Consider the following 22877-nt stretch of genomic DNA (forward strand, 5'->3'; position numbering starts at 1 on the left):
AGCGCACGCCATCCTCTGGCATGATGGCGGTTTCAGATAAAAAACAATGAATTCCGTCATTCAAAAGGCCAAGCGCCTCATCATCAAGGTCGGCTCCTCGCTCGTGACCAACGACGGCAAGGGGCTCGACAATGCCGCCATCGCGAAATGGGCGGAGCAGATCGCCCAGCTCCGCTCCCTCGGCAAGCAGGTCGTGCTGGTCAGCTCGGGCGCCATTGCGGAAGGCATGCAGCGGCTCGGATTCGACAAGCGTCCCACCGGGGTGCATGAATTGCAGGCGTGCGCGGCCGTCGGCCAGATGGGCCTGGCGCAGATCTATGAGACCAGCTTCCGCCACCACAACCTGCGCACCGCGCAAGTCCTGCTGACCCACGCCGACCTGGCTGACCGCGAGCGCTACCTGAATGCGCGTTCCACCCTTTTCACGCTCCTGAACCTCGGCGTGGTCCCCATCATCAACGAGAACGACACGGTGGTGACCGACGAGATCAAATTCGGCGACAACGACACCCTCGGCGCGCTGGTCGCCAACCTGATCGAGGGCGACGCCCTGATCATCCTCACCGACCAGAAGGGCCTGTTCACCGCCGATCCGCGCAAGGACCCCGCGGCTACCCTCGTGCGCGAGGCAATGGCGGGCGACCCCGCGCTGGAAGCGATGGCAGGCGGCGCGGGCACGGGGATCGGCCGCGGCGGCATGCTGACCAAGATTCTTGCGGCGCGCAGGGCTGCCACTTCCGGTGCGCATACGGTCATTGCCTGGGGCAGGGAAGATCAAGTCCTGGTGCGCCTGGCCGCGGGCGAATCGATCGGTACCCAGCTGGTCGCCCAAACGGCGCAACTGACCGCGCGCAAGCAATGGATGGCGGACCACCTGCAGACAGCAGGCAAGGTCGTGCTGGATGCGGGCGCGGTGCAGAAGCTGACGGCGGAAGGAAAGTCTCTGCTCCCGATCGGCGTCATCGAAGTGGCCGGCGAGTTCGGGCGCGGTGACGTCGTTACTTGCACCGACGAGACGGGCCGTCCCGTCGCGCGCGGCATCAGCAATTACTCGAGTTCGGATGCGCGGCGCATCATGCGCCGTCCGTCAACCGAAATTCTGTCCATCCTCGGATTTGTGGAAGAGCCGGAACTGGTCCACCGGGACAATATGGTCCTGCTCTAAGGGGCCGGACCGGCTCCGGTCAGCGCGTACCTTGCGGGCTGAGAGGGCGGTTCTGGCGAAGCCGCCGGACGATATCGTCAGCCGTCCCCGCAATCGACTTTTCCTCGCAGAAGAAATCCTTTGCCAGGGCGGCATGCTGACGGTTCATGGCATTGGCCGGGATCCGTTCCCACTGGTCCTTGCGCGAGCGCGACCAGCTGCCGTCCGAACGCCCGAACGCATACAGCTTCCGTTCATAGGTGGCGCAGCGGATGCCTTCATAGCTGACATTCTTCGCACCGGCCTCGCTGATCGCAACCAGCGAGTAGCGGATCACGCCGTCCGTGCCGACGCTCACTGACTTGGTGTCGACCGCAAACGATTGCGTCGCCGTCGCGCTCACATAGAACGACGCCAGGTCTTCCTGCTTCGGCGCCTGCGGCAGTTGTACCGCGATTTCCTGCCAGGGCTTTTCCTTGTCGTCGAAATCCTCTTCGAAACGTGACTGCGCGTGTGCCGTCACCGCAAACGCCAGCAGGGCGGCCGCGGCGGCAGCGATGGAGTAGGGTGTGTGTGCCATCAGCTTTCGGTCTTCGGTTTGGCCGCGGCAGGCTGAGTGTTCCCCGTGCTGCGTGCGCTATGGTTCTGCCTGAGGTAGCGGGCGCCGTTGCGCTGCGCACTGCCGCCCGACGGACGCGTGAGGAAGCGCGACAGTTCCTGCAGCGCCTTCTGGTACACGTCGCGCTTGAATTCGATGACCACATCGAGCGGCACCCAGTAATTGTGCCAGCGCCATGCGTCGAATTCCGGATGGTCGGTGACGCGCAGGTTGATGTCACAGTCGCGGCCGATCATGCGCAGCAGGAACCAGATCTGCTTCTGGCCGCGATAATGCCCGCGCACCTCGCGCTTGATGAAGCGGTCCGGGACTTCATAACGCAGCCAGTCGCGTGTGCGGCCGATGATCTTCACGTGCTCGGCCTTCAGGCCGACTTCTTCTTCGAGCTCCCGATACATCGCCTGTTCGGGCGTTTCGCCGAACTTGATGCCGCCTTGCGGAAACTGCCAGGAATGTTCCCGCACCCGCTTGCCCCACCAAACCTCGTTATTGGCGTTCAGCAGGATGATGCCGACGTTCGGGCGGAAGCCTTCACGATCCAGCATGTTGCACCTCAAAACTTTCTGCGGCTAGACGATCCTCATCGTTACAATTTTGCACGCGTGACTACACGCAGCCATCATCCGGGGCCGCTGAACGGGCACCGGCGTGAATCAAATGTGTCGGGAAAGGATGCATCAGCCAGCTAATCCTTTAAAATTGAGATCGATTATAACTCTCTCTTTTTAAAAAGAATTACCGCCATGCGCGCATCCCGTTTTTTTATTTCCACACTCAAGGAAGCCCCCTCGGACGCAGAAATCGTCAGTCATAAGCTGATGATGCGCGCGGGGATGATCAAACGCCTCGGTTCGGGCATCTACACCTACATGCCCATGGGCCTGCGGGTCATACGCAAGGTGGAGAACATCATTCGCGAGGAAATGAACCGTGCCGGCGCCGTCGAGCTGTTGATGCCGGTGGTGCAGCCCGCCGAGCTGTGGCAGGAGACCGGACGCTGGGACAAGATGGGTCCGGAACTGATGCGGGTCAAGGACCGTCACGGCCGTGACTATGCGATCCAGCCGACCTCCGAGGAAGTGATCACCGACGTCATCCGCACCGAGATCAAGTCCTACCGCCAGCTGCCCGTCAACCTGTACCACATCCAGACCAAGTTCCGCGACGAGCGCCGCCCGCGCTTCGGCCTGATGCGCGGCCGTGAATTCACGATGAAGGACGCGTATTCCTTCGACCGCGACGTGGACGGCATGCAGAAGTCGTACAAGGTCATGTACGACGCTTATGTCGCCATCTTCAACCGCTTCGGCCTGCAGTTCCGCGCGGTCGCGGCCGACAACGGCGCCATCGGCGGCTCCGGTTCGCATGAATTCCACGTCATCGCCGACACTGGAGAAGACGCGCTGGTCTACTGCCCGAATTCCGATTACGCGGCAAACATGGAAGCGGCGGAAGCGGTTTCCCTCATTCCGTCGCGCGGCGCACCGACCCAGGCGCTGGAGAAGACGCCCACGCCGGGCAAGGCCAAGTGCGAAGACGTGGCCGAACTGCTCAAGCTGCCGCTGGCGCAGACCATCAAGTCGCTGGTGCTGGCGGTCGACAAGGAAGGCGCGGCGTCCGAAATCTGGCTGCTGCTCCTGCGCGGCGACCATGACCTGAACGAGGTCAAGGTCAGCAAGGTACCCGGCCTTTCCACGTTCCGTTTCGCCACTGAGAGCGAGATCGTCGAATACTTCGGTACCAAGCCCGGCTATCTCGGCCCGATCGGCACGAAGAAGCCGGTCAAGGTGGTCGCCGACCGCACCGTGGCCAACATGAATGATTTCGTCTGCGGCGCCAATGACGAGGACTACCACTACACCGGGGCCAACTGGGGCCGCGACATCCCGGAACCCATCGTCGCCGACATCCGCAACGTCGTCGCCGGCGATCCTTCGCCGGACGGCAAGGGCGAGCTGGCCATCCAGCGCGGCATCGAGGTCGGTCACGTGTTCCAGCTCGGGACCCGCTATTCCGAGGACATGAAGGCGACCTACCTGGATGAAACCGGCAAGCCGCAGCTCATGCAGATGGGCTGCTACGGCATCGGCGTGACCCGTATTCTGGGTGCGGCGATCGAGCAGAACTTCGATGAGAAGGGCATCATCTGGCCGGCCGCGATCGCACCGTTCCAGGTGGTGCTGTGCCCGATGGGTTACGACCGCAGCGAGGCGGTGAAGGCAGAGACCGACAAGCTGTACGACGCGCTGCTGGCGGCCGGCGTGGATGTGATCCTGGACGACCGCGGCGAGCGCCCGGGCGCCATGTTTGCCGACTGGGAGCTGATCGGCGTGCCGCATCGCGTAGTGATCGGCGACCGTGGCCTGAAGGACGGCAAGCTGGAATACCAGGGACGCCGCGACACCGAAGCCACGTCCGTTCCTGTCGCCGAGATGGCTGGCTTTGTCAAGGCACGCCTCGCGGCCTGAGGAAGCCGGGTCAAGGGTGAAGTTGCGAGCGGTACAGGGCGGCGTGCTTGCCGCCATGCTGGCGTGTGCGATAACGGCGCACGCCGGCAAACAGAAGGAAGAGGCGCTGGCGGACGGGGTTCGCCTTGCGCTTGCCAATGCCATCGCCGATTCCCGTCCGCCCAAGCCGCAGTTCGTCAACATCGACGAGCGCATCCGGTATCTGCACTGGCTGGGCGAGATGTCGACCCGCCTGAAGAAGCGCCTCCCGGACTTGCAGGTCAGGCGCGAATTCCTCGAGACAACCTGGTACGAGGCCAGGCGTGCCGGGCTCGATCCCGCGCTCGTGCTCGGCCTGATCCAGGTCGAATCCGCCTTCCGCAAATATGCGGTGTCGCCGGTCGGCGCCCACGGCTACATGCAGGTCATGCCCTTCTGGACGCGCGTCATCGGTGATGGCGATCGGCGCAAGCTGTTCCACATGCAGACTAACCTGCGCTACGGCTGCTCCATCCTGCGGCTCTACCTCGATATGGAGAACGGCAACCTGTTCCTCGCCCTGGGCCGCTACAACGGCAGCCGCGGCCGCCCGGAGTACCCCAACGCGGTGCTCTCGGCCTGGAAGCAGTGGGAATTCACGCGATAGGAAGGATGCCCGGAGGCCAAAAACAAAAACGCCCGCGCGATGCGGGCGTTTTTGTTTGGCCTTCGGAAAGACACGTTATTGCAGGTGATTGGAAATGAGTTTGGTCATTTCGAACATCGACACTTGCTTCTTTCCGCCAAACACAGCTTTGAGTTTGTCGTCCGCATTGATCATGCGCTTGTTAGCCTGGTCCTGCAGCTTGTTCTTCTTGATGTAGTCCCAGACCTTCTTCGTCACTTCAGTGCGCGGCAGCGGATTTGCACCGATCACTGCACCCAGGGTAGCGGACGGCGTCATCGGCTTCATGAACGCTGCGTTCGGCTTACGCGGGGTCTTCGGCTTTGCTACCTTCTTGGCTGCCGGCTTCTTGGCGGCGACCTTCTTTGCCGGAGCGGCCTTCTTTGCTGCCGGCTTTGCTGCTGCCTTCTTCGCTACCGGCTTGGCTGCTGCCTTCTTGGCCGGAGCTGCTTTCTTTGCTGCGGGCTTAGCTGCTGCCTTCTTGGCCGGAGCTGCCTTCTTTGCTGCGGGCTTAGCTGCTGCCTTGGCTGCAGGTTTCTTCGCAGCGGGCTTCTTGGCGGCTGCCTTGGCCGCGGGTTTCTTGGCTGTTGCCATCTTCGAGCCTCCTTCACAGAATGTGTTGGGAAATTGCGTCAAATCACGCACCGCTAATAGTGGTGCGGTTTTCATAGGGATGCAAGTGTTTTTTGATCGTTTTGGCATGAATTTGTCTGCTCCATGCCACGCGTTCTTCATAGGGGAAAAGGGGGTTTGTCCCTCTATGCGCGTATCGATTTCCCTCTGGGAGCGCTTCGTTTGCCTCTCTTGAGAGAGCTGAAAGGCGCGACGAGAGGCATCGCTCCATAGAGGGAGAAGAGGCGGAGAGCCTTGCTGGTATTGGCTCTCTGCTTGGAAGGATGTTCGTAGGGAGTGTCGATTGAAGGCGCTGCGGAGTGCGCTTTTTCCCATGGCGGGAGACGGAGAGGAGAGTGGCTCTGCAGGAGCAGGGAAGCGTCCCTGCAGAGGGAAAATCAGCGCATGCCGGGCAGCATGCCCTTCATGCCGCGCATCATTTTCATCATGCCGCCGCCCTTGAGCTTCTTCATCATCGACTGCATCTGCTCGAACTGGGACAGCATGCGGTTGACTTCCTGCACCTGCACGCCTGCGCCTGCTGCAATGCGGCGCTTGCGGGACGCCTTGATCAGGTCCGGCTTGGCGCGCTCCTGCGGCGTCATCGCATTGATGATGCCCTCCATGCGGCGCACCTGCTTCTCCGCCTGGCTCATGTCGGCATTGCCCGCCGCCTGCTGCAGCTGGGCCGGCAGCTTGTCGAGCAGGCCGGAGAGTCCGCCCATCTTCTTCATCTGGCTCAACTGGGCCTTGAAGTCGTTCAGGTCGAACTTGCCCCCGCCCTTGATCTTGTCGGCAAGGTCCTTGGCCGCCTCGATGTCCACGCCTTTGCGGGCTTCCTCGACCAGGGCGAGGATGTCGCCCATGCCCAGGATGCGGTTGGCCATGCGCTGCGGATCGAAGGCTTCCAGGCCGTCGAGCTTCTCGGCCACGCCGGCAAACTTGACCGGCTTGCCCGTGACGTGGCGTACCGAGAGGGCCGCGCCCCCGCGCGAGTCGCCGTCGAGCTTGGTCAGCACCACGCCGGTCAGCGGCAGCGCATCGTTGAAGGCCTTGGCGGTATTGATCGCATCCTGGCCGAGCATGGCGTCGACCACGAACAGGGTCTCGATCGGTTTCAGGGCGGCATGCAGGGCGGCAATCTCCTGCATCATCGCTTCATCGATACCCAGACGGCCGGCGGTATCGACGATCAGCACGTCGTGGTAGTGCTTCTTCGCGTAGTCCAGCGCAGCCACGGCGATGTCGACCGGCTTGTCCTCGGGCGACGAGGGGAAGAAGTCGGCGCCGACCTGGCCGGTGACGGTCTGCAACTGGCCGATGGCGGCAGGGCGATAGACGTCGGCGGAGACGGTCAGCACCTTCTTCTTTTTCTGCTCCTTCAGGTACTTCGCGAGCTTGCCGACGGTGGTGGTCTTGCCCGCGCCCTGCAGGCCGGCCATCAGGATGATTGCCGGGGGCTGCGTGGCGAAGTTGAGCTGGGTCGCTTCGGGGCCGAGGTCGGCGCCCATGAGGGAGGCCAACTCGCGCTGCACCACGCCGACCAGGGCCTGGCCGGGGGTGAGGGAGCCGATGACTTCCTCGCCCAACGCCTTTTCCTTCACCTTGGAGATGAATTCGCGCACGGCGGGCAGGGCGACGTCGGCCTCGAGCAGGGCGAGGCGGACTTCGCGCAGCATTTCAGCGGTGTTGGACTCGGTCAGGCGCGCTTCGCCGCGCATCGTTTTGACGACTTTCGCCAGTCTTTGGGTCAGGTTGTCGAGCATGGATGATGATGTGTCAAGAAAAGGGGAGTAGGGCCGGTATGGGGTGCGTGGCCGCTGGGACAGCCGTCATTTTACCCGATGCGGCCTTCGTTCCCCGTCTGCAGGGGCGGAGCGGAAATCCGCAAAAGGCCGCAAGGACATGTGCGGGTTTTCGCGTCGTGCGCGCACCGGCGGGACGCGAAATCAGGGGTGCGGGCGCTGCGCGCCGATTGGCACAGACGCTGCATGCACCGCACTTCGTTGACCGGCTGCAAGCCCGCCGGTTCCCTTTAACAGGATCATTCGAGGAAAATCCATGGCGGTCCGCAGCCTTGCCGACGACACGCAAATGTTCGCCGCGGGTAATATTACGTCCCACATCCATCTCCGCGAGGACGAAACGGAACCCGGCATGTCCAGCAAACGATCAGCACTCATCAGTCTTGCCGCGGCGTGCGCGCTGGCCGTGATCCTCGTCGTCTACCTGCTGGCGGCGCACCGCGCACGGGCGGACATCCACGCCGCCGGCGACCGTCAGTTGCAAATCATTGCGCTTGACCTGGAATCGGTGCTGGAAAAGTTCGAGACCCTGCCATTCACCCTGGCCTACCATCCGGATGTGCCCAGCGCCGTCGCCAATCCCGGCAACCGCGACCTCATCCAGCGGCTCAACCTGACCTTGCAGTCGGTCCAGCGCCAGGCCAAGGTCAGCGCGATCTACCTGATGGACCGCAGCGGCCTGACCCTGGCGTCGAGCAACTGGGACCAGCCCTTCAGCTTCGTCGGCAAGAACTTCGCCTTCCGGCCGTACTTCCGCGACGCCATGGCAGGGCGCGCCGGACGGTTCTACGGGATCGGCAACACCACCAGCGAACCGGGCTATTTCATCTCTCAGCCGGTCTATGCGCTGGACAGACCCAAGCCGGCACAACCGATCGGCGTGATCACCGTCAAGATCAGCCTCGCCGAATTCGAACAGACGTGGGGCAGCAGCGACGTCCCGATTGCGCTTGCCGATGCCAGCGGCGTGGTCTTTCTCAGCAACCGGCCGGCATGGCGCTACCACAGCATGCGCCCGCTCGACGAAAAGGAGCGGAAGATCCTCGACGGCACCTTGCAATATGCCGGGCTCGGCATCCATCCGATTACTTCCCTGCCGAAGGCCGACCAGGCGGGATGGGGCGAGCACCTTGCCAAGCCGGCCGGGCGGCTCGGCTGGCAACTGATGCTGTTTCCTTCCCAGACGCGGGTCCAGCGTTCCGCGGCGCTGGCGGCCATCGCCGCGGCGCTGCTGATGGCCATTGCCGGAATTTCCTGGTGGGCCCTGCAGCAACGCCGGCGGCGCCTGGAGGAACGGGTGGCGTCGCGCAAGGCGCTGCAGCGCGCGACGGAGGAACTCGAGCGGAAGATCGCCCAGCGCACCCAGGAACTGCTCGATGCCAACCAGCGGCTGGAAGCCAAGTACGTCAAGCTGCAGGAAGCGGAACAGCTGCTGCGCACGACGCAGAACGAGCTGGTGCAGGCCGGCAAGCTGGCGATGCTGGGGCAGATGGCCGCCGGCGTGACCCACGAGTTGAACCAGCCGCTGGCCGCCATCCGCGCCTTTGCAGACAATGCCGTGACCTTTCTTGCACGCGGACAAGGCGACAAGGCGAGCGAGAACCTGGCGCATATCAGCGCCGCGAGCGCGCGCATGGGTGCCATCATCGGGCAGCTCAAGGGCTTTGCGCGCAAGAGCCACGAGACAGTGTCGACGGTCGACCTGGCCCAGGCAGCCCAGGCTTCCGCCCTCCTGCTCGAGAGCGATTTCCGGCGCCACGGCGTGCAGTTCGCACTGGATGTCCGGGCGCCGGCGCAAGTCCTCGGCGATGCCGTGCGCACGGAACAGGTACTGATCAACCTGCTGCGCAATGCCCTGGACGCCGTTGAATGCGCCGCCGTGCGCAAGGTTGAGGTAATCCTCGAACGCGAAGGCGAGGACGCGGTGGTGCGCATCCGCGACAGCGGCGACGGCATTCCTGAGCAGGTGGCGCCGCACCTGTTCGAGCCTTTCTTCACCACCAAGGCATCGGGCAAGGGACTGGGGCTCGGACTGGCGATATCGTCTTCGATCGTGCAGGCCATGAACGGACAATTGACCGCGCAGAACCACGCCGGCGGCGGAGCGGAATTCGTGGTGCGCCTGCCGGCCGCGGCAATGGCGGCAATGGCGGCAACGGCGTCAAACAGGGAAGGAGGCACGCTTGCCAGCGCATGAAACAATGGGACAGGTCCTCCTCGTGGAGGATGAACAGGCGGTGCGCATGGCGACCGCGCAGACGCTCGAGCTGGGCGGATTCGAGGTGCGCGCCTGTGAAAGCGCCGAGCAGGCCCGTTCCTGGCTGCACGCCGGGTTCGGCGGCGTGGTCGTGACCGATGTGCGCCTCCCGGGGCAATCCGGGCTGGCGCTTCTGGCCGAGACCGTGGCCTGCGACCCGGAGCTCCCGGTCATTGTGGTCACCGGCCACGGCGATGTCAGCATGGCGGTCGATGCGATGCGGGCCGGTGCCTACGATTTCATCGAAAAGCCGTTTGCCGCCGAGCGGCTGACCGAAACCGTCCGCCGCGCCCAGGAAAAGCGGCGGCTGGTGATGGAGAACCGGCAGCTGAAAGCAGCCTGGGCGTCCCATCCGGACATGCCGGCGCTGATCGGGCAATCGCCCGCGATTGAACATGTCCGCACCCTGATCCGTTCGGTCGGCCCGACCGCAGCGGATGTCCTGATCAACGGCCAGACCGGGACCGGCAAGGAAGTGGTGGCACGGCACCTGCACGGCGCGAGCGGCCGGAAAGGCCCTTTTGTCGCGATCAATTGCGCCGCGCTGCCGGAAAGCGTGTTCGAAAGCGAGATCTTCGGCCATGAGGCCGGCGCCTTCACCAGTGCGCAGAAGCGCCGTATCGGCAAGCTGGAATATGCGCACGGCGGCACCGTTTTCCTCGATGAAATCGAGAGCATGCCGCTTGCCCTGCAGGTCAAGCTGCTGCGCGTGCTGCAGGAGCGCCGCCTGGAAAGGCTGGGCGGCAACGAATCGATCCAGGTGGACTGCCGCATCATCGCCGCCAGCAAGTCGGACTTGCTCCAGCTGAGCGCGCAGGGCGGCTTCCGCGAGGACCTGTACTACCGTATCGGGGTGGTGGGCATCGACCTGCCGCGGCTGGCCGACAGGCGCGAGGATATTCCGCTCCTGCTCGCCCATTTCGTCCAGGGCGCAGCACTGCGCTACCAGCGCCCGGTGCCACAGTGGAGCGCGGCGCAGATGGCGGAGTGGCAGGCGCGGGACTGGCCCGGCAATGTCAGGGAACTACGCAACTTTGCCGACCGCCTGGTGCTCGGCGTGGCCGGGTTCCAGCCGGCGCCGGCGGAGCAGGGCGGAGACAGCCTGCCGCAGCGGGTGGATGCCTACGAGCGCGCGCTGATCGCCGACGCGCTGGCAGCGCACGACGGCAACGTGGCCGCCGCGGCCGACCGGCTCGGGATACCCAAAAAGACCCTGTACGACAAGTTGAAAAAGTACCAGTTGTCGTCCGGCAGAGCGGCGGATTGACGAAGCTGCAGCGCCGGCGCTGGCATGTTCCCGCCGCATCGGACGCGGGCAGACATGGTGTAAACTCAGGGTCTGCTCACCAACCCTTCCGTCAATGCATACTTATTTCTTCGTCCTGGCGGCGCTGCTGTACGCGACCTGCGGAATTTTGCCATCCCGGCAACGCGTCGCGATCTCCGCCGGCACGGCGGCCGGCTGGCTGCTGCACGGCGGTGCACTCTGGGTTGACATGGTCGGCCCCGGCTCGCTGCGCATCGGCTTCGCGATCATGCTGTCGGCGACCTTGTGGATCTCGGTTGCCGCCTACTGGCTTGAAAACCGCAACCTGACGCTCGACGGCCTGCGCGTGCTGGTCCTGCCCACCGCGGCGCTCGCGGTGATCCTGCCGGTCCTGTTCCCGGGCAGCGTGGTCCCGCTGGAGGGCAAGTCGGCCTTGTTCCCCTGGCATGTCGCGATTGCCATCCTCGCCTACAGCACCCTGACCATCGCCGCTTTCCATGCGGTGCTGATGGCGCTGCAGGAGTCGCGCCTGCATGCGCATCCCGGCGCCGCCAAGAGCGGCCTGCTCGACCTTGCCATCGACCGCCTGCCCGCGCTGCTCACGATGGAAAAGCTGCTGTTCCGCCTGATCGCATTTGGTTTTTCGCTGCTCACCCTGACCGTGCTGTCGGGCATCGTGTTTTCCGAACAATTGTTCGGCACCGCCTTCAAGTGGGACCACAAGACAGTCTTCACGATGCTGTCCTGGGTCTTGTTCGGTGCGCTGCTCGCCGGACGCTTCTGGCGCGGCTGGCGCGGCAAGACCGCGCTGCGCTTTACGCTGACCGGTTTCGCGACCCTGCTGCTGGCTTACGTCGGCACCCGCTTCGTGATGGAAGTGGTCCTGCACCGGGGCCTTGCATGAAGATCCTGCTATGGGTGCTGGTCGCAGCCGCCATCGTGATCTGGCTGACCCATGCCAAGAAGCAGCGCGTGCAGGCGCCGCGCGACAACGCGGAGCCGGCCCGTCCGGCGGTGGAATCCATGTTGCGCTGCGCGCACTGCGGCACGTATTTCCCGGCGTCGGAAGCCGTCACCCTGCCGTCCGGCATCCACTTCTGCTGCGAAGAACATCGCCTGCGGCATTCTTCCCCTGACACCGCCGCATGAAACGGCCCGCCGCAAGCACATGATGCAAGCCGCCCGGGCCAATGTGACGCGTGAAACGCGCGAAACCTTCTGGCGCACGCTCCAGACTTTCTGCGTCACGCGCATCGTGATCGCCGTCGTGCTGCTGGTCTATTTCGGCTTCAATGCAATCCGCGGCGCAGAGGCGGTCGAGCTGACCGACAGCTGGGAGCTCTTCGTCGCCTACGGCGTGCTGGGCGTGGTCTTTGCCCTGTCGGCGGTGTACTGGCAACGCCAGTTCATCTTCCAGCTGCTGGTCCAGCTCATGGTCGACATCGGCGCCATTTCCCTGCTGTATGTGGCGGCCGGCGGCGCACGTAGCGGACTGGCCATCCTGTTCCTTTTTCCGCTGGCCGGCGCTGCTGTGCTGGCGCCGCTGGTCCTCGCGCTGTTCTTCGTCTCGGTCGTGACTCTGATCATGCTGTCGGAAAGCGGGTATCAGCTGTTGCATTCGATGGACAGCGCGTCCCCCTCGCGCGCCGGCCTGTACGGGGCCGCCTTCTTCGCTGCGATTTTCGTCATCAACCGCCTCGCGGCCAAGCTGATCAAGCAGGAAAACCTCGCTGCCCAGCGCGGAAATGAACTGCAGGTGCAGGAAGCGATCAACCGCATGATCATTGCCGACATGGGGGACGGCATCCTGGTGGTCGGGCCGGATAGCGAAGTGTTTGCCGGGAATCCGGCAGCGGGCCGCATGCTTGGCCTGTCGATCCCGGATGGCAAGCCGGGATGCAGGCTGACCGATTTTCCCGCGCTGATGCCGATCGCCGACGCGTTCTTTGCGTGGCGCAACCGTGAGCGCGATGAAACCGATCCGTCCACCTATATAGTGATCAAGCCGGGCGATACCGTCGGTTCCGGACAACGCGAGCACCGGCGCGAGTTCGTCACCCACGTGAAGTTGCGTTTCGGGAAAGTCGAAACGCCCCGGCTGGTCGAAGACCGCAGCCTGATTTTCGTACAGGACGTGACCGAAATCGAAAACCAGGCGCAGCAACTCAAGCTGGCATCGATGGGCCGGCTGACCGCAAGCATTGCGCATGAGGTGCGCAATCCGCTGTCGGCCATCGCGCACGCCGCATCGCTGCTCAAGGAAGACACTGTCGAACCGACCCAGGAGCGCCTCCTGAACATTGTCGGCGACAACGTCATTCGCCTCAACCGCATGATCGAGGACATCCTCAAGCTCTCGCGCAAGGCCCAGACGCACAGCGAGCCGCTGGAGCTCGGCCCCTTTCTGGCCGAGCTCATCGAAGAATTCGTGGAGAGCCACGGCGTACCGCCGGGGGTGATCAGGCAGGGCAACATGGCAGGCATCAGCGTGCGTTTCGATCCCCTGCATTTGCGTGAAGTCGTCGTCAACCTGCTGTCGAACGCGCTGCGCTATGCCAGCGGCGATAACGGCAGCATCCGCCTCGAAGTCGTCTCTCCGCAGCCCGGCAGGCCCGAACTGCACGTTCAGGACGACGGCCCGGCCATCACCCCGGAAATCCGGGCGCACCTGTTCGAACCGTTCTATACGACGTCGAGCAAGGGCACCGGGCTGGGGCTCTACGTGGCGCGCGAATTGTGCTTGAATAACGGTGCAATGCTGGATTACGAATACCGCATGGGAATGTCTGGCGATGAAGACGATGAACCGAGTGGACGCTTCGTCATCAGCTTTGCCGTCCGCAACTGAGCACCATGTAAGCCGAAGGAACTGAGCCGCCCCATGACCGCACCCCGTATCCTGGTCGTCGACGATGAGGCCGACCTGCGTGAACTGCTAGACATTACGCTAATGAAGATGGGCCTGGACGTCGACTGCGCCGAATCCCTGTCTGCCGCGCGGGCCCGGCTGGAGCAGTCGGAATATGCACTCGTGCTGACCGACATGCGCCTGCCGGACGGCATCGGGATTGAACTGGTGCGCGAAGTCGCCAGCACCTGCCGCAACACGCCGATCGCCGTCATTACCGCATTCGGCAGCGCCGACAATGCGGTGGCGGCGCTCAAAGCCGGCGCTTTCGACTATCTCTCCAAGCCGGTCGGGCTGGACCAGCTGCGCCTGCTGGTGCAGGCAGCCCTGCGCATGCACAAGGCGGAAGACGCGGCAGGCCAGGCCTGTCACTCGGTCCCCGCCCCCTCGCGTCTTACCGGGCAGTCGCCCGTGATCCAGGATCTGCGCGCGCAGATCGTCAGGCTTGCGCGGAGCATGGCGCCGGTCGCAATTACCGGCGAGTCGGGGAGCGGCAAGGAGCTGGCGGCACGCGACATCCACGCGCACAGCGGACGCGCCGACAAGCCCTTCATCGCCGTCAATTGCGGCGCCATTCCCGAGGCATTGATGGAAGCCGAATTCTTCGGCTACAGGAAGGGTGCGTTCACGGGCGCCAACGAAGACAGGGACGGCTTCTTCCAGGCCGCCAACGGCGGCACGCTGATGCTCGACGAGGTGGCCGACCTGCCGCTGCAGATGCAGGTCAAGCTCTTGCGCGCCATCCAGGAGCGCCGCGTGCGCAAGGTCGGCGCGACGGTCGAGGAACCCGTCGATGTGCGCATCGTCAGCGCCACCCACCAGAATCTCGCGGAGTGTGTCGAAAAGGGGCGTTTCCGGCAGGACTTGTATTACCGGCTGAACGTGATCGAACTGCGCCTGCCGCCGCTGCGCGAACGGCGCGACGATATCGGCCTGCTGGCCGACGTCCTTCTCGAACGGCTCGCCGCGCCGGACTCCAGGGCAGTCCTGTCGCCGGAGGCGCTCGAGGCATTGAAGGCCTACTCGTTCCCGGGGAATGTGCGGGAACTGGAAAACATTCTCGAGCGTGCGCTCGCCTTTGCCAACGATGGCGTCATCGCAGTCGCCGACCTCGCACTCAAAGGCGGCGCCATTCCTGTCGAGCAGCCGGCACCCCCGGCCTATTTTCCGCCCGCGGCACCGCAGGAAGCCGCTGCGGCCGCAGTCACAGTTGCGGCTGCGGCGCCGGAACCGGTGCCGCTCCGCGCGCCGGCGCCGATGCCGGTCCTTCCCGAAGGCGAACTGCCGCACTCGCTGCCGGATTATCTCGACGACGTCGAACGCGAGATCATCCGCCGCGCACTGGCGAAGACCCATTTCAACCGCACGCAGGCCGCCGAACTGCTGGGCATCAGCTTCCGCCAGCTGCGCTACCGGATGCAGCGGCTGGACATCCACGAGCCCGACACATGATGCGATTCCAACTGGGTGAAGACGGCTGGGCGGCCGACACGCAGCGCCTGCCATCGCCGAATTTTGATGCCCGTGCCGAGGGGGCGCCCGTCAGTCTGCTGGTGATCCACAACATCAGCCTGCCGCCCGGACAGTTCGGCGGCCCCTATATCGAAGACCTGTTCTGCAACCGGCTCGATTGCGACGCCCATCCCTACTTCGACCAGTTGCGCGCGCTGCGCGTGTCGGCGCACTTCCTCATCCGTCGTGAAGGCGAGGTGATGCAGTTCGTCTCCGCGAACGACCGGGCCTGGCATGCCGGCGCGTCCACCTTCTGCGGGCGCGAACGCTGCAATGACTTCTCCATCGGGATCGAAGTCGAAGGCACAGACTTCGAGCCCTTCGATCCGCGACAGTACGATTCCCTTTCCTCGCTCACGCTCGCGCTGTGCGAGCGCTATCCTCTGGCCGACGTTGCAGGTCATGAACATATCGCCCCCGGCCGCAAGACCGACCCCGGCCCGTTCTTCGACTGGCCTCACTTTCGCAAGTCCTTGATTCAAAAAGGGCGGGGAGTGCAGGCGGCTTCGATCCCACGCTTCCCTTTCATGGCCGACTGAAAAAGTCAACGGGCTCAGCCCTTAAAAATTGTTGCAGATCAATAAAAAAAGATATTGCGCTCTCCCAGACCTGACACTAGAATTAGTTTCAGTCGCAGCGTTCACCACTAGATATAGTGGTGCTGCGATTCCCCCTGAGTGGGCTGTTCGGCTTGTAACCTCAGTGTAAATCTGTGTTGGCGGGCGAGTCCTGAACAGCTCAGCCCCTGGATGCGCGACGTGGCGATGTGGCGGATGTCCTGCTTGCCGCGCGCGTCATCTGCAGTACGTGAACCCGGGCATGACCCGGCGTTCTAATTAATAAACATAAATAAGCGGCTGAATAGCTGCGGGCACCTACTGACGAAGGAGGCTAGATGCACACGTCCCAAGAAATTACCCTGAAGTCCCCCACCGAGTTCGGCCTGGTCACTCCTGCTGCGACCGCCGCCGAAACTCCCGCAACGCTTTCCGTCAGCCTCGGTGATTACAAGATCATCCGCCGCAACGGCGCGGTCGTCGGTTTCGAGCCGTCGAAGATCTCCATCGCCATGACCAAGGCCTTCCTCGCCGTAAACGGCGGACAGGGCGCCGCCTCCGCGCGCGTGCGCGAACTGGTCGAGCAGCTCACCGCCGGCGTGGTCGCCGCGCTGGTGCGCCGCCAGCCGGCGGGCGGCACCTTCCATATCGAAGATGTCCAGGACCAGGTCGAACTGGCCCTGATGCGCTCCGGCGAACATGACGTCGCCCGCGCCTACGTCCTGTATCGCGCCAAGCGCATGGAAGAACGTGCGCAGCAGCAAGCGACCAAGGGAGTGGAAGTGCCTCAGCTGCACGTCACTGAAAACGGCCAGAGCCGCCCGCTCGACCTCGCGCAGGTGCGCGGCCTGATCACCGCCGCCTGTGTCGGCCTCGAGAAGCATGTGGATGCCGAAGCGATCCTGTCCGAGACCGTCAAGAACCTGTACGACGGCGTACCCGTCGAAGAGCTGCACAAGTCCGCCATCCTGGCCGCCCGCGCGCTGATGGAAAAGGACCCGGCCTACAGCAAGGTCACCGCCCGTCTCCTGATGCACACCATCCGCAAGGAAGTGTTCGGACAGGAAGTCGCCCAGGCCGACGCGCAGCAGCACTATATCGATTACTTCCCGAAATTCATCAAGAAGGGCATCGCGGCCGACCTGCTGGACGACAAGCTCTCCCAGTTCGACCTGAAGAAGCTCGCCGAAGCGATCAAGCCGGAACGCGACCTGCAGTTCGGCTACCTCGGCCTGCAGACCCTGTACGACCGCTACTTCCTGCACATCCAGGGCACGCGCATCGAAATGCCGCAGGCTTTCTACATGCGGGTCGCGATGGGCCTCGCCCTCAATGAAATCGACCGCGAAGCGCGCGCCATCGAGTTCTACAACCTGCTGTCGTCCTTCGACTTCATGAGCTCGACGCCGACGCTGTTCAACTCCGGCACCCAGCGCTCGCAGCTGTCGTCCTGCTACCTGACCACCGTGTCCGACGACCTGGAAGGCATCTATGAAGCCATCAAGGAAAACGCGCTGCTGGCCAAGTTCGCCGGCGGCCTGGGCAACGACTGGACCCCGGTGCGCGCGCTCGGTGCGCATATCAAGGGCACCAACGGCAAGTCCCAGGGTGTGGTGCCGTTCCTGAAGGTGGTCAACGATACCGCCGTCGCGGTGAACCAGGGCGGCAAGCGCAAGGGAGCCGTCTGTGCCTACCTGGAAACCTGGCACATGGACATCGAGGAATTCCTCGACCTGCGCAAGAACACCGGCGACGACCGCCGCCGCACGCACGACATGAACACCGCGAACTGGATTCCCGACCTGTTCATGAAGCGCGTGATGGAGAAGGGCGAGTGGACCCTGTTCTCGCCGTCGGACGTCCCCGACCTGCACGACAAGTTCGGCCGCGCCTTCGAGGAAGCCTACACCGGCTATGAAGCCAAGGCCGCCCGCGGCGAGCTCAAGCTGTTCAAGAAGGTCCAGGCCATCGACCTGTGGCGCAAGATGCTGTCCATGCTGTTCGAGACCGGCCATCCCTGGATCACCTTCAAGGACCCGTGCAACATCCGTTCCCCGCAGCAGCATGTCGGCGTCGTCCACAGCTCCAACCTGTGCACCGAAATCACGCTGAATACCAACGATTCCGAAATCGCGGTCTGTAACCTCGGCTCGGTCAACCTGCCTGCCCACATGAAGGATGGCAAGCTCGACCACGCCAAGCTGCAGAAGACCATCCGCACCGCGATGCGCATGCTGGACAACGTGATTGATATTAACTATTACGCCGTCAAGAAAGCGCGCGACTCCAACTTGCGCCACCGTCCGGTCGGCATGGGCATCATGGGCTTCCAGGACTGCCTGCACATGATGCGCGTGCCCTATGCCTCGATGGAAGCGGTGGAGTTCGCCGACCGCTCGATGGAAGCCGTCTGCTATTACGCCTACTGGGCATCGACCGAACTGGCGGAAGAGCGCGGCCGTTACAGCTCCTATCGCGGTTCGCTGTGGGATCGCGGCATCCTGCCGCAGGATTCCCTGAAGCTGCTGGCCGAAGAGCGCGGCGGCTACCTGGAAGTCGACACCTCGGAATCGATGGACTGGAGCGCACTGCGCGACCGCATCAAGACGCACGGCATGCGCAACTCGAACTGCGTGGCGATCGCGCCGACGGCGACCATCTCCAACATCATCGACGTGTCCGCCTGCATCGAGCCGACCTATCAGAACCTGTATGTGAAGTCGAACCTGTCGGGCGAGTTTACCGAGATCAACGAGAATCTGGTGCGCGACCTCAAGGCACGCGGTCTGTGGGACGAGGTGATGGTTGCCGATCTGAAGTACTTCGACGGCAGCCTGGCCAAGATCGACCGCATTCCGCAAGACCTGCGCGACATCTACGCCACCGCGTTCGAAGTCGATCCGAAGTGGCTGGTGGAAGCCGCCTCGCGCCGTCAGAAGTGGATTGACCAGGCGCAATCGCTCAATATCTATATGGCTGGCGCCTCCGGCAAGAAGCTCGACGAGACCTACAAGCTCGCCTGGCTGCGCGGCCTGAAGACCACCTACTACCTGCGCACCATCGGTGCCACCCACGCGGAGAAGTCGACCACCAAGGCCGGCGCGCTCAATGCGGTGTCCGCCAACATGGGCACGGCAGCGACAGCCGCGGCAGCCGAACCGGCGATGTCCATCCCGACCGAAGTTGCCGGTCCGGTGTGCACGCTGCGTCCTGGCGACGCCGGCTTCGAAGAGTGCGAAGCCTGCCAGTAAAGCGCGCTTAACCTCCGGCACATGAACGGCGCGGCCATGTCGCCGCGCCGTTTCCTTGAACAACACGCAACGACAACTACAATACCTCTGTAAGGAAGATCAGCCATGCTAAGTTGGGATGACGAAGTAAACCCGGCCGCGAAACCCGCTCAAGCTCCGCAACCGGCGCTCGCCGGCGTGACGCCCTCGGTCCTGCGCGCCAACCCCGCCGACGTCGCACTGAACCCGGCACTGGTCACCAAACCGCAAGCCGCCCCCGGTGCCGAAACCCGCCGCGTCAATGCCGCCGACAAGCGCATCATCAACGGCCAGACCGACGTCAACCAGCTCGTCCCGTTCAAGTACAAGTGGGCCTGGGACAAGTATCTCGCCGGCTGCGCGAACCACTGGATGCCGCAGGAAATCAACATGCAGCGCGACATCGAACTGTGGAAGAACCCGAACGGCCTGACCGAGGACGAGCGCCGCATCATCAAGCGCAACCTCGGCTTCTTCGTCACCGCCGATTCGCTCGCCGCCAACAACATCGTGCTCGGCACCTACCGTCACATCACTGCGCCGGAGTGCCGCCAGTACCTGCTGCGCCAGGCATTCGAGGAGGCAATCCACACCCACGCCTACCAGTACATCGTCGAGTCGCTGGGCCTGGACGAAGGTGAGATCTTCAATGCGTACCACGAGGTCGCATCGATCCGCGACAAGGATGAGTTCCTGATCCCCTTCATCGATGTGCTGACCAATCCGGAATTCAAGACCGGCACCCTCGAGGCAGACCAGACCCTGCTGCGCTCGCTCATCGTGTTTGCATGCCTGATGGAAGGTTTGTTCTTCTATGTGGGCTTCACGCAGATCCTCGCGCTCGGCCGTCAGAACAAGATGATGGGCGCAGCGGAGCAGTACCAGTACATCCTGCGCGACGAATCGATGCACTGCAATTTCGGGATCGATCTCATCAACACGATCAAGCTCGAGAACCCGCATCTGTGGACTGCTGAATTTCGCGAGGAGATCAAAGCGTTGTTTTTACGTGCAGTAGAGTTGGAATATCGCTACGCAGAGGATACAATGCCGCGTGGAGTACTCGGATTGAACGCTCCGATGTTCAAAGGGTACCTGCGGTTCATCGCGAATCGCCGCGCGCAGCAGATCGGTCTCGATCCGCTGTTCCCGCAGGAAGAGAATCCCTTCCCGTGGATGAGCGAGATGATCGATCTGAAGAAGGAGCGCAACTTCTTCGAGACACGGGTGATCGAATACCAGACCGGCGGTGCGCTGAACTGGGAATGAACAAGAACCGACCCCGCGTCCAACGCATCGGGCGGATGGAGAGACAGCAGTCGACTCGCCATCGGTAAGCGGGATGAGACTGCAAAACCGAGAGGCTACAACCGAACTTAATGGACAGTAGACGAACGATTCGATCTTCTGTGATTCAGCCGCTGTGCCCGACCTTGTCGGGCAAGGCGGCTTTTTCTTTGAAAAACCTGTTGGGTTTTCAGAAACTGTATTCCCACGCCGGCTTTGCTGCCGGCGTTTTTTTTGGCTGCGAGGTTCGCAGCGCCTTCTGAGCGCGCGACCACGACCTCCGTCACTGCCGACGCGCGGCGGTGATCTGAAGAAGAGAGGCGCAACCAAATGAGGCTGAAGTGCTGCATGGATGAGGTGATGCAGCAGTTCAGCTGGTGCCGAATTCATTAGTGCAAGCAGAAGCTTGCTTGTACCGATGAATAATCCGCGTGGATCATCGCGATGGTCGATGCGGGTTTCCAACCTCGTAGTTTGAACTTTCTCATCACGTGAAGGAGAAACAAATGGCAACAGCAAAGAAACCCGCTGCTAAGAAAGCAGCCGCGGCGAAGAAGCCGGCAGCAGCGAAGAAGCCTGCAGCCAAGAAAGCAGCAGCTCCGAAGAAGGCAGCAGCAGCCAAGAAGCCGGTAGCGAAGAAGGCGGCAGCAGCCAAGAAGCCGGTGGCGAAGAAGGCGGCAGCAGCCAAGAAGCCGGTAGCGAAGAAAGCAGCAGCAGCCAAGAAGCCGGTAGCAAAGAAGGCCGTCGCCAAGAAGGCCGTCGCGAAGAAGGCAGCAGCGCCGAAGAAGGCCGCAGCCAAGAAGCCGGTAGCCAAGAAGGCAGCAGCGCCGAAGAAGGCCGCAGCAGCGAAGAAGCCTGCAGCCAAGAAGGCCGCAGCTCCCAAGAAGGCCGCGGCAGCGAAGAAGCCTGCAGCCAAAAAGGCGGCAGCTCCCAAGAAGGCTGCAGCGCCGAAGAAGGCAGCAGCTCCGAAGAAGGCCGCAGCAGCCAAGAAGCCGGCTGCCAAGCCCGCAGCTGCAGCAGCGCCTGCTGTGAAGACTGTGCTGAATCCGGCAGCGGCTTGGCCGTTCCCGACCGGCACCCGTCCGTAATAGCCGAGCTTTGCTTGGATGCCTGATTAAGTTCAGGCAAAATGCCCGTGGTGTGGCACCTGCCGCACGACGGGCTTTTTTCATTCTGGAGATCAGATAGTGCTGAACAGCATCCTCACGTTGATTGTCGATACCGTCGCGGCCGTTCTCGGCGGCGTGCTGCTCCTGCGTTTCTGGATGCAGGTCGTGCGCGTGCGGCCACCGGCTGCACTCGGACAATTCACGTTCCAGCTGACGGATTGGCTGGTGCGGCCGATGCGCCGCGTGCTTCCCGGCGTGGGCGGTTACGACTGGGCGAGCCTGATTGCCGCCGTGCTGGTGATCGTCATCGCCGTCGCAATCAACCTGGCTGTGATGTCACGCTTCCATCCGCAGGCCCTGCTGCTGCTGTCGCTGCTGCGCTTCTTCGAATGGGTGTTCTACGGCTTCATGGGCCTGCTGATCATCGAGGTGATCTTCAGCTGGGTCAATCCGCACGCGCCGCTCGCTCCCTTCATCCGGGCGCTGAACGATCCGCTGCTGCGCCCGCTGCGCCGCGTCGTTCCCTTGATCGGCAACATCGATCTTTCCCCGCTCGTCCTGTTCATCCTGCTGCGTATCGGCCTGATGCTCGTGACCCAGATGGTGATGTCGCTCGCATGACGCGCGACTGGTGTACCGCGGTTGCCGTCGGCATCAGGATCTCGGTGCAGATCACACCCAATGCCAAGAAGAGCGAAGTGACCGGCGTGCTGGACGACGTGCTGAAGATCCGCTTGCAGGCGCAGCCGATCGAAGGCAAGGCCAACGAGGCTTTGGTCCGCTTTCTGGCCGACATGCTGTCCGTGCCGAAGAGCGCCGTGGCGATCACCCACGGCCATACCAGCAAACGGAAAGTGATTGAAGTGTCCGCGCCGGGCATCACGCCCGAACGCGTCAAGAGTGTGTTGATGGTGCAGGGCGGTTGATGCGGACGCCGCCCGTCAGTTAACCAGGCGGGCAACCTTCGACACGCCGTTCACGGTCGTCACCCTGACCGTATCGCCGGTCCGAAACGGCTCACCGGCATCAACCCTGTAGACTCTGTTTTCCCCGTTGTCGAGCAGGACTGTCAGCTCTGTCGAGGCGTTGACCTTGCCGGCTTCTTCCGCGCGCTGGCCCGCCATGCCGCCGGCGATGGCGCCGCCGATCCCGGCAGCGGTACTGCCGTTGCCGCTGCCTATCTTGCTGCCTGCCACGCCTCCCACAATGGTGCCGATGAACGAGCCTACGCCGGAAGTCCGTCCGCCGCGTACCGTCACATCGCGTACCTGGGTCACGCGCCCGGTTTGTACGACAGTGCTGCCTTCAGTCGACATCACCGCGGGGGGAGGAGCGGATGCGCATCCGGAAAGCAAGGCGATTGCCAGTGCTGCTGCAGAAAGTGGTGAACGCAAACGCATGAAGCCTCCCGTACAAGGTC

General features: G+C 63.2%; 21 protein-coding genes. 16 read left to right on the forward strand and 5 right to left on the reverse strand.

Annotated features, from left to right (window positions below; translation table 11 throughout):
- The first annotated feature begins 46 nt into the window (after window positions 1-46).
- Window positions 47-1165, forward strand: coding sequence for a glutamate 5-kinase (proB, locus tag VFF99_RS02095; protein ID WP_325014533.1), 1119 nt, complete (start codon window positions 47-49; stop codon window positions 1163-1165).
- 19 nt (window positions 1166-1184) lie between these two features.
- On the opposite strand, the gene VFF99_RS02100 is transcribed toward proB, so the two are convergent.
- Together VFF99_RS02100 and VFF99_RS02105 are read right to left on the reverse strand one after the other, a co-directional pair.
- Entirely contained in the window at window positions 1185-1724 is a 540-nt protein-coding gene (locus VFF99_RS02100; protein WP_325014535.1) for a CNP1-like family protein, read from the reverse strand.
- Window positions 1724-2308, reverse strand: a complete 585-nt coding sequence (locus VFF99_RS02105) for an RNA pyrophosphohydrolase (RefSeq protein WP_325014537.1) — start codon at window positions 2306-2308, stop codon at window positions 1724-1726. Before VFF99_RS02105 ends, VFF99_RS02100 begins: the two co-directional genes overlap by 1 nt.
- 198 nt (window positions 2309-2506) lie before the next feature.
- On the opposite strand from VFF99_RS02105, the gene VFF99_RS02110 reads away from it, so the two are divergent.
- Window positions 2507-4231, forward strand: a complete 1725-nt coding sequence (locus VFF99_RS02110; RefSeq protein WP_325014538.1) for a proline--tRNA ligase — start codon at window positions 2507-2509, stop codon at window positions 4229-4231.
- A gap of 55 nt (window positions 4232-4286) precedes the next feature.
- Window positions 4287-4856 carry a lytic transglycosylase domain-containing protein gene (locus VFF99_RS02115; protein ID WP_325014651.1) on the forward strand — a complete coding sequence of 190 codons (570 nt, stop codon included), beginning with the start codon at window positions 4287-4289 and terminating at the stop codon, window positions 4854-4856.
- Between the two features lie 75 nt (window positions 4857-4931).
- Here VFF99_RS02115 and VFF99_RS02120 read toward each other — a convergent pair whose 3' ends face one another.
- Complete coding sequence (locus VFF99_RS02120; RefSeq protein WP_325014653.1) at window positions 4932-5468, reverse strand: SWIB/MDM2 domain-containing protein; 537 nt, start codon at window positions 5466-5468, stop codon at window positions 4932-4934.
- Between the two features lie 416 nt (window positions 5469-5884).
- Window positions 5885-7252, reverse strand: a complete 1368-nt coding sequence (gene ffh / locus VFF99_RS02125; protein WP_325014540.1) for a signal recognition particle protein — start codon at window positions 7250-7252, stop codon at window positions 5885-5887.
- 391 nt (window positions 7253-7643) lie between these two features.
- On the opposite strand from ffh, the gene VFF99_RS02130 reads away from it, so the two are divergent.
- The 13 genes from VFF99_RS02130 to VFF99_RS02190 all read left to right on the forward strand — a co-directional run bounded on the left by VFF99_RS02130 (window position 7644) and on the right by VFF99_RS02190 (window position 22383).
- Window positions 7644-9488: a sensor histidine kinase gene (locus tag VFF99_RS02130; RefSeq protein ID WP_325014655.1), complete on the forward strand. Its 1845-nt coding sequence runs from the start codon at window positions 7644-7646 to the stop codon at window positions 9486-9488.
- Window positions 9489-9492: 4 nt separating this feature from the next.
- The gene (locus VFF99_RS02135) at window positions 9493-10815 is read left to right on the forward strand and encodes a sigma-54 dependent transcriptional regulator (protein ID WP_325014542.1); all 1323 of its coding nucleotides are present in this window, start codon (window positions 9493-9495) and stop codon (window positions 10813-10815) included.
- A 94-nt stretch (window positions 10816-10909) separates the two neighbouring features.
- On the forward strand, window positions 10910-11719 hold the full coding sequence (locus tag VFF99_RS02140; RefSeq protein ID WP_325014544.1) for a cytochrome C assembly family protein: 810 nt from the start codon (window positions 10910-10912) through the stop codon (window positions 11717-11719).
- Window positions 11716-11964 carry a PP0621 family protein gene (locus VFF99_RS02145; RefSeq protein ID WP_325014546.1) on the forward strand — a complete coding sequence of 83 codons (249 nt, stop codon included), beginning with the start codon at window positions 11716-11718 and terminating at the stop codon, window positions 11962-11964. Before VFF99_RS02140 ends, VFF99_RS02145 begins: the two co-directional genes overlap by 4 nt.
- 22 nt (window positions 11965-11986) lie before the next feature.
- Window positions 11987-13663 (forward strand): sensor histidine kinase, encoded by a 1677-nt coding sequence (locus VFF99_RS02150; RefSeq protein WP_414691493.1) that lies wholly within the window; start codon window positions 11987-11989, stop codon window positions 13661-13663.
- Between the two features lie 33 nt (window positions 13664-13696).
- Window positions 13697-15175 carry a sigma-54 dependent transcriptional regulator gene (locus tag VFF99_RS02155; RefSeq protein WP_325014548.1) on the forward strand — a complete coding sequence of 493 codons (1479 nt, stop codon included), beginning with the start codon at window positions 13697-13699 and terminating at the stop codon, window positions 15173-15175.
- Window positions 15172-15774, forward strand: a complete 603-nt coding sequence (gene ampD / locus VFF99_RS02160) for a 1,6-anhydro-N-acetylmuramyl-L-alanine amidase AmpD (RefSeq protein ID WP_325014550.1) — start codon at window positions 15172-15174, stop codon at window positions 15772-15774. The genes VFF99_RS02155 and ampD overlap by 4 nt, the downstream gene beginning before the upstream one ends.
- Before the next feature lie 356 nt (window positions 15775-16130).
- Window positions 16131-19043 (forward strand): ribonucleoside-diphosphate reductase subunit alpha, encoded by a 2913-nt coding sequence (locus tag VFF99_RS02165; protein WP_325014552.1) that lies wholly within the window; start codon window positions 16131-16133, stop codon window positions 19041-19043.
- Between the two features lie 105 nt (window positions 19044-19148).
- A complete protein-coding gene (locus VFF99_RS02170) occupies window positions 19149-20330 on the forward strand; it encodes a ribonucleotide-diphosphate reductase subunit beta (protein WP_325014554.1) in 1182 nt (393 codons plus the stop codon).
- A gap of 140 nt (window positions 20331-20470) precedes the next feature.
- Window positions 20471-20611, forward strand: coding sequence for a hypothetical protein (locus VFF99_RS02175; RefSeq protein ID WP_325014556.1), 141 nt, complete (start codon window positions 20471-20473; stop codon window positions 20609-20611).
- A 243-nt stretch (window positions 20612-20854) separates the two neighbouring features.
- Window positions 20855-21436, forward strand: a complete 582-nt coding sequence (locus VFF99_RS02180) for a histone H1-like DNA-binding protein (protein WP_325014558.1) — start codon at window positions 20855-20857, stop codon at window positions 21434-21436.
- A gap of 99 nt (window positions 21437-21535) precedes the next feature.
- Window positions 21536-22078, forward strand: coding sequence for a YggT family protein (locus VFF99_RS02185; protein WP_325014559.1), 543 nt, complete (start codon window positions 21536-21538; stop codon window positions 22076-22078).
- Complete coding sequence (locus VFF99_RS02190; protein WP_325014561.1) at window positions 22075-22383, forward strand: DUF167 domain-containing protein; 309 nt, start codon at window positions 22075-22077, stop codon at window positions 22381-22383. Before VFF99_RS02185 ends, VFF99_RS02190 begins: the two co-directional genes overlap by 4 nt.
- A gap of 15 nt (window positions 22384-22398) precedes the next feature.
- Here VFF99_RS02190 and VFF99_RS02195 read toward each other — a convergent pair whose 3' ends face one another.
- On the reverse strand, window positions 22399-22857 hold the full coding sequence (locus tag VFF99_RS02195; protein WP_325014563.1) for a glycine zipper 2TM domain-containing protein: 459 nt from the start codon (window positions 22855-22857) through the stop codon (window positions 22399-22401).
- Window positions 22858-22877 lie beyond the last annotated feature (20 nt).

Origin of the sequence: Noviherbaspirillum sp. (assembly GCF_035654295.1) — a bacterium.
Taxonomy (GTDB): domain Bacteria; phylum Pseudomonadota; class Gammaproteobacteria; order Burkholderiales; family Burkholderiaceae_D; genus Noviherbaspirillum.

What these genes read in the sequence shown, in the direction of transcription:
- proB (WP_325014533.1), top strand. Translation starts at nt 47, where the DNA reads ATGAATTCCGTCATTCAAAAGGCCAAGCGCCTCATCATCAAGGTCGGC.
- VFF99_RS02100 (WP_325014535.1), bottom strand. Translation starts at nt 1,724, where the DNA reads ATGGCACACACACCCTACTCCATCGCTGCCGCCGCGGCCGCCCTGCTG.
- VFF99_RS02105 (WP_325014537.1), bottom strand. Translation starts at nt 2,308, where the DNA reads ATGCTGGATCGTGAAGGCTTCCGCCCGAACGTCGGCATCATCCTGCTG.
- VFF99_RS02110 (WP_325014538.1), top strand. Translation starts at nt 2,507, where the DNA reads ATGCGCGCATCCCGTTTTTTTATTTCCACACTCAAGGAAGCCCCCTCG.
- VFF99_RS02115 (WP_325014651.1), top strand. Translation starts at nt 4,287, where the DNA reads ATGCTGGCGTGTGCGATAACGGCGCACGCCGGCAAACAGAAGGAAGAG.
- VFF99_RS02120 (WP_325014653.1), bottom strand. Translation starts at nt 5,468, where the DNA reads ATGGCAACAGCCAAGAAACCCGCGGCCAAGGCAGCCGCCAAGAAGCCC.
- ffh (WP_325014540.1), bottom strand. Translation starts at nt 7,252, where the DNA reads ATGCTCGACAACCTGACCCAAAGACTGGCGAAAGTCGTCAAAACGATG.
- VFF99_RS02130 (WP_325014655.1), top strand. Translation starts at nt 7,644, where the DNA reads ATGTCCAGCAAACGATCAGCACTCATCAGTCTTGCCGCGGCGTGCGCG.
- VFF99_RS02135 (WP_325014542.1), top strand. Translation starts at nt 9,493, where the DNA reads ATGGGACAGGTCCTCCTCGTGGAGGATGAACAGGCGGTGCGCATGGCG.
- VFF99_RS02140 (WP_325014544.1), top strand. Translation starts at nt 10,910, where the DNA reads ATGCATACTTATTTCTTCGTCCTGGCGGCGCTGCTGTACGCGACCTGC.
- VFF99_RS02145 (WP_325014546.1), top strand. Translation starts at nt 11,716, where the DNA reads ATGAAGATCCTGCTATGGGTGCTGGTCGCAGCCGCCATCGTGATCTGG.
- VFF99_RS02150 (WP_414691493.1), top strand. Translation starts at nt 11,987, where the DNA reads ATGCAAGCCGCCCGGGCCAATGTGACGCGTGAAACGCGCGAAACCTTC.
- VFF99_RS02155 (WP_325014548.1), top strand. Translation starts at nt 13,697, where the DNA reads ATGACCGCACCCCGTATCCTGGTCGTCGACGATGAGGCCGACCTGCGT.
- ampD (WP_325014550.1), top strand. Translation starts at nt 15,172, where the DNA reads ATGATGCGATTCCAACTGGGTGAAGACGGCTGGGCGGCCGACACGCAG.
- VFF99_RS02165 (WP_325014552.1), top strand. Translation starts at nt 16,131, where the DNA reads ATGCACACGTCCCAAGAAATTACCCTGAAGTCCCCCACCGAGTTCGGC.
- VFF99_RS02170 (WP_325014554.1), top strand. Translation starts at nt 19,149, where the DNA reads ATGCTAAGTTGGGATGACGAAGTAAACCCGGCCGCGAAACCCGCTCAA.
- VFF99_RS02180 (WP_325014558.1), top strand. Translation starts at nt 20,855, where the DNA reads ATGGCAACAGCAAAGAAACCCGCTGCTAAGAAAGCAGCCGCGGCGAAG.
- VFF99_RS02190 (WP_325014561.1), top strand. Translation starts at nt 22,075, where the DNA reads ATGACGCGCGACTGGTGTACCGCGGTTGCCGTCGGCATCAGGATCTCG.
- VFF99_RS02195 (WP_325014563.1), bottom strand. Translation starts at nt 22,857, where the DNA reads ATGCGTTTGCGTTCACCACTTTCTGCAGCAGCACTGGCAATCGCCTTG.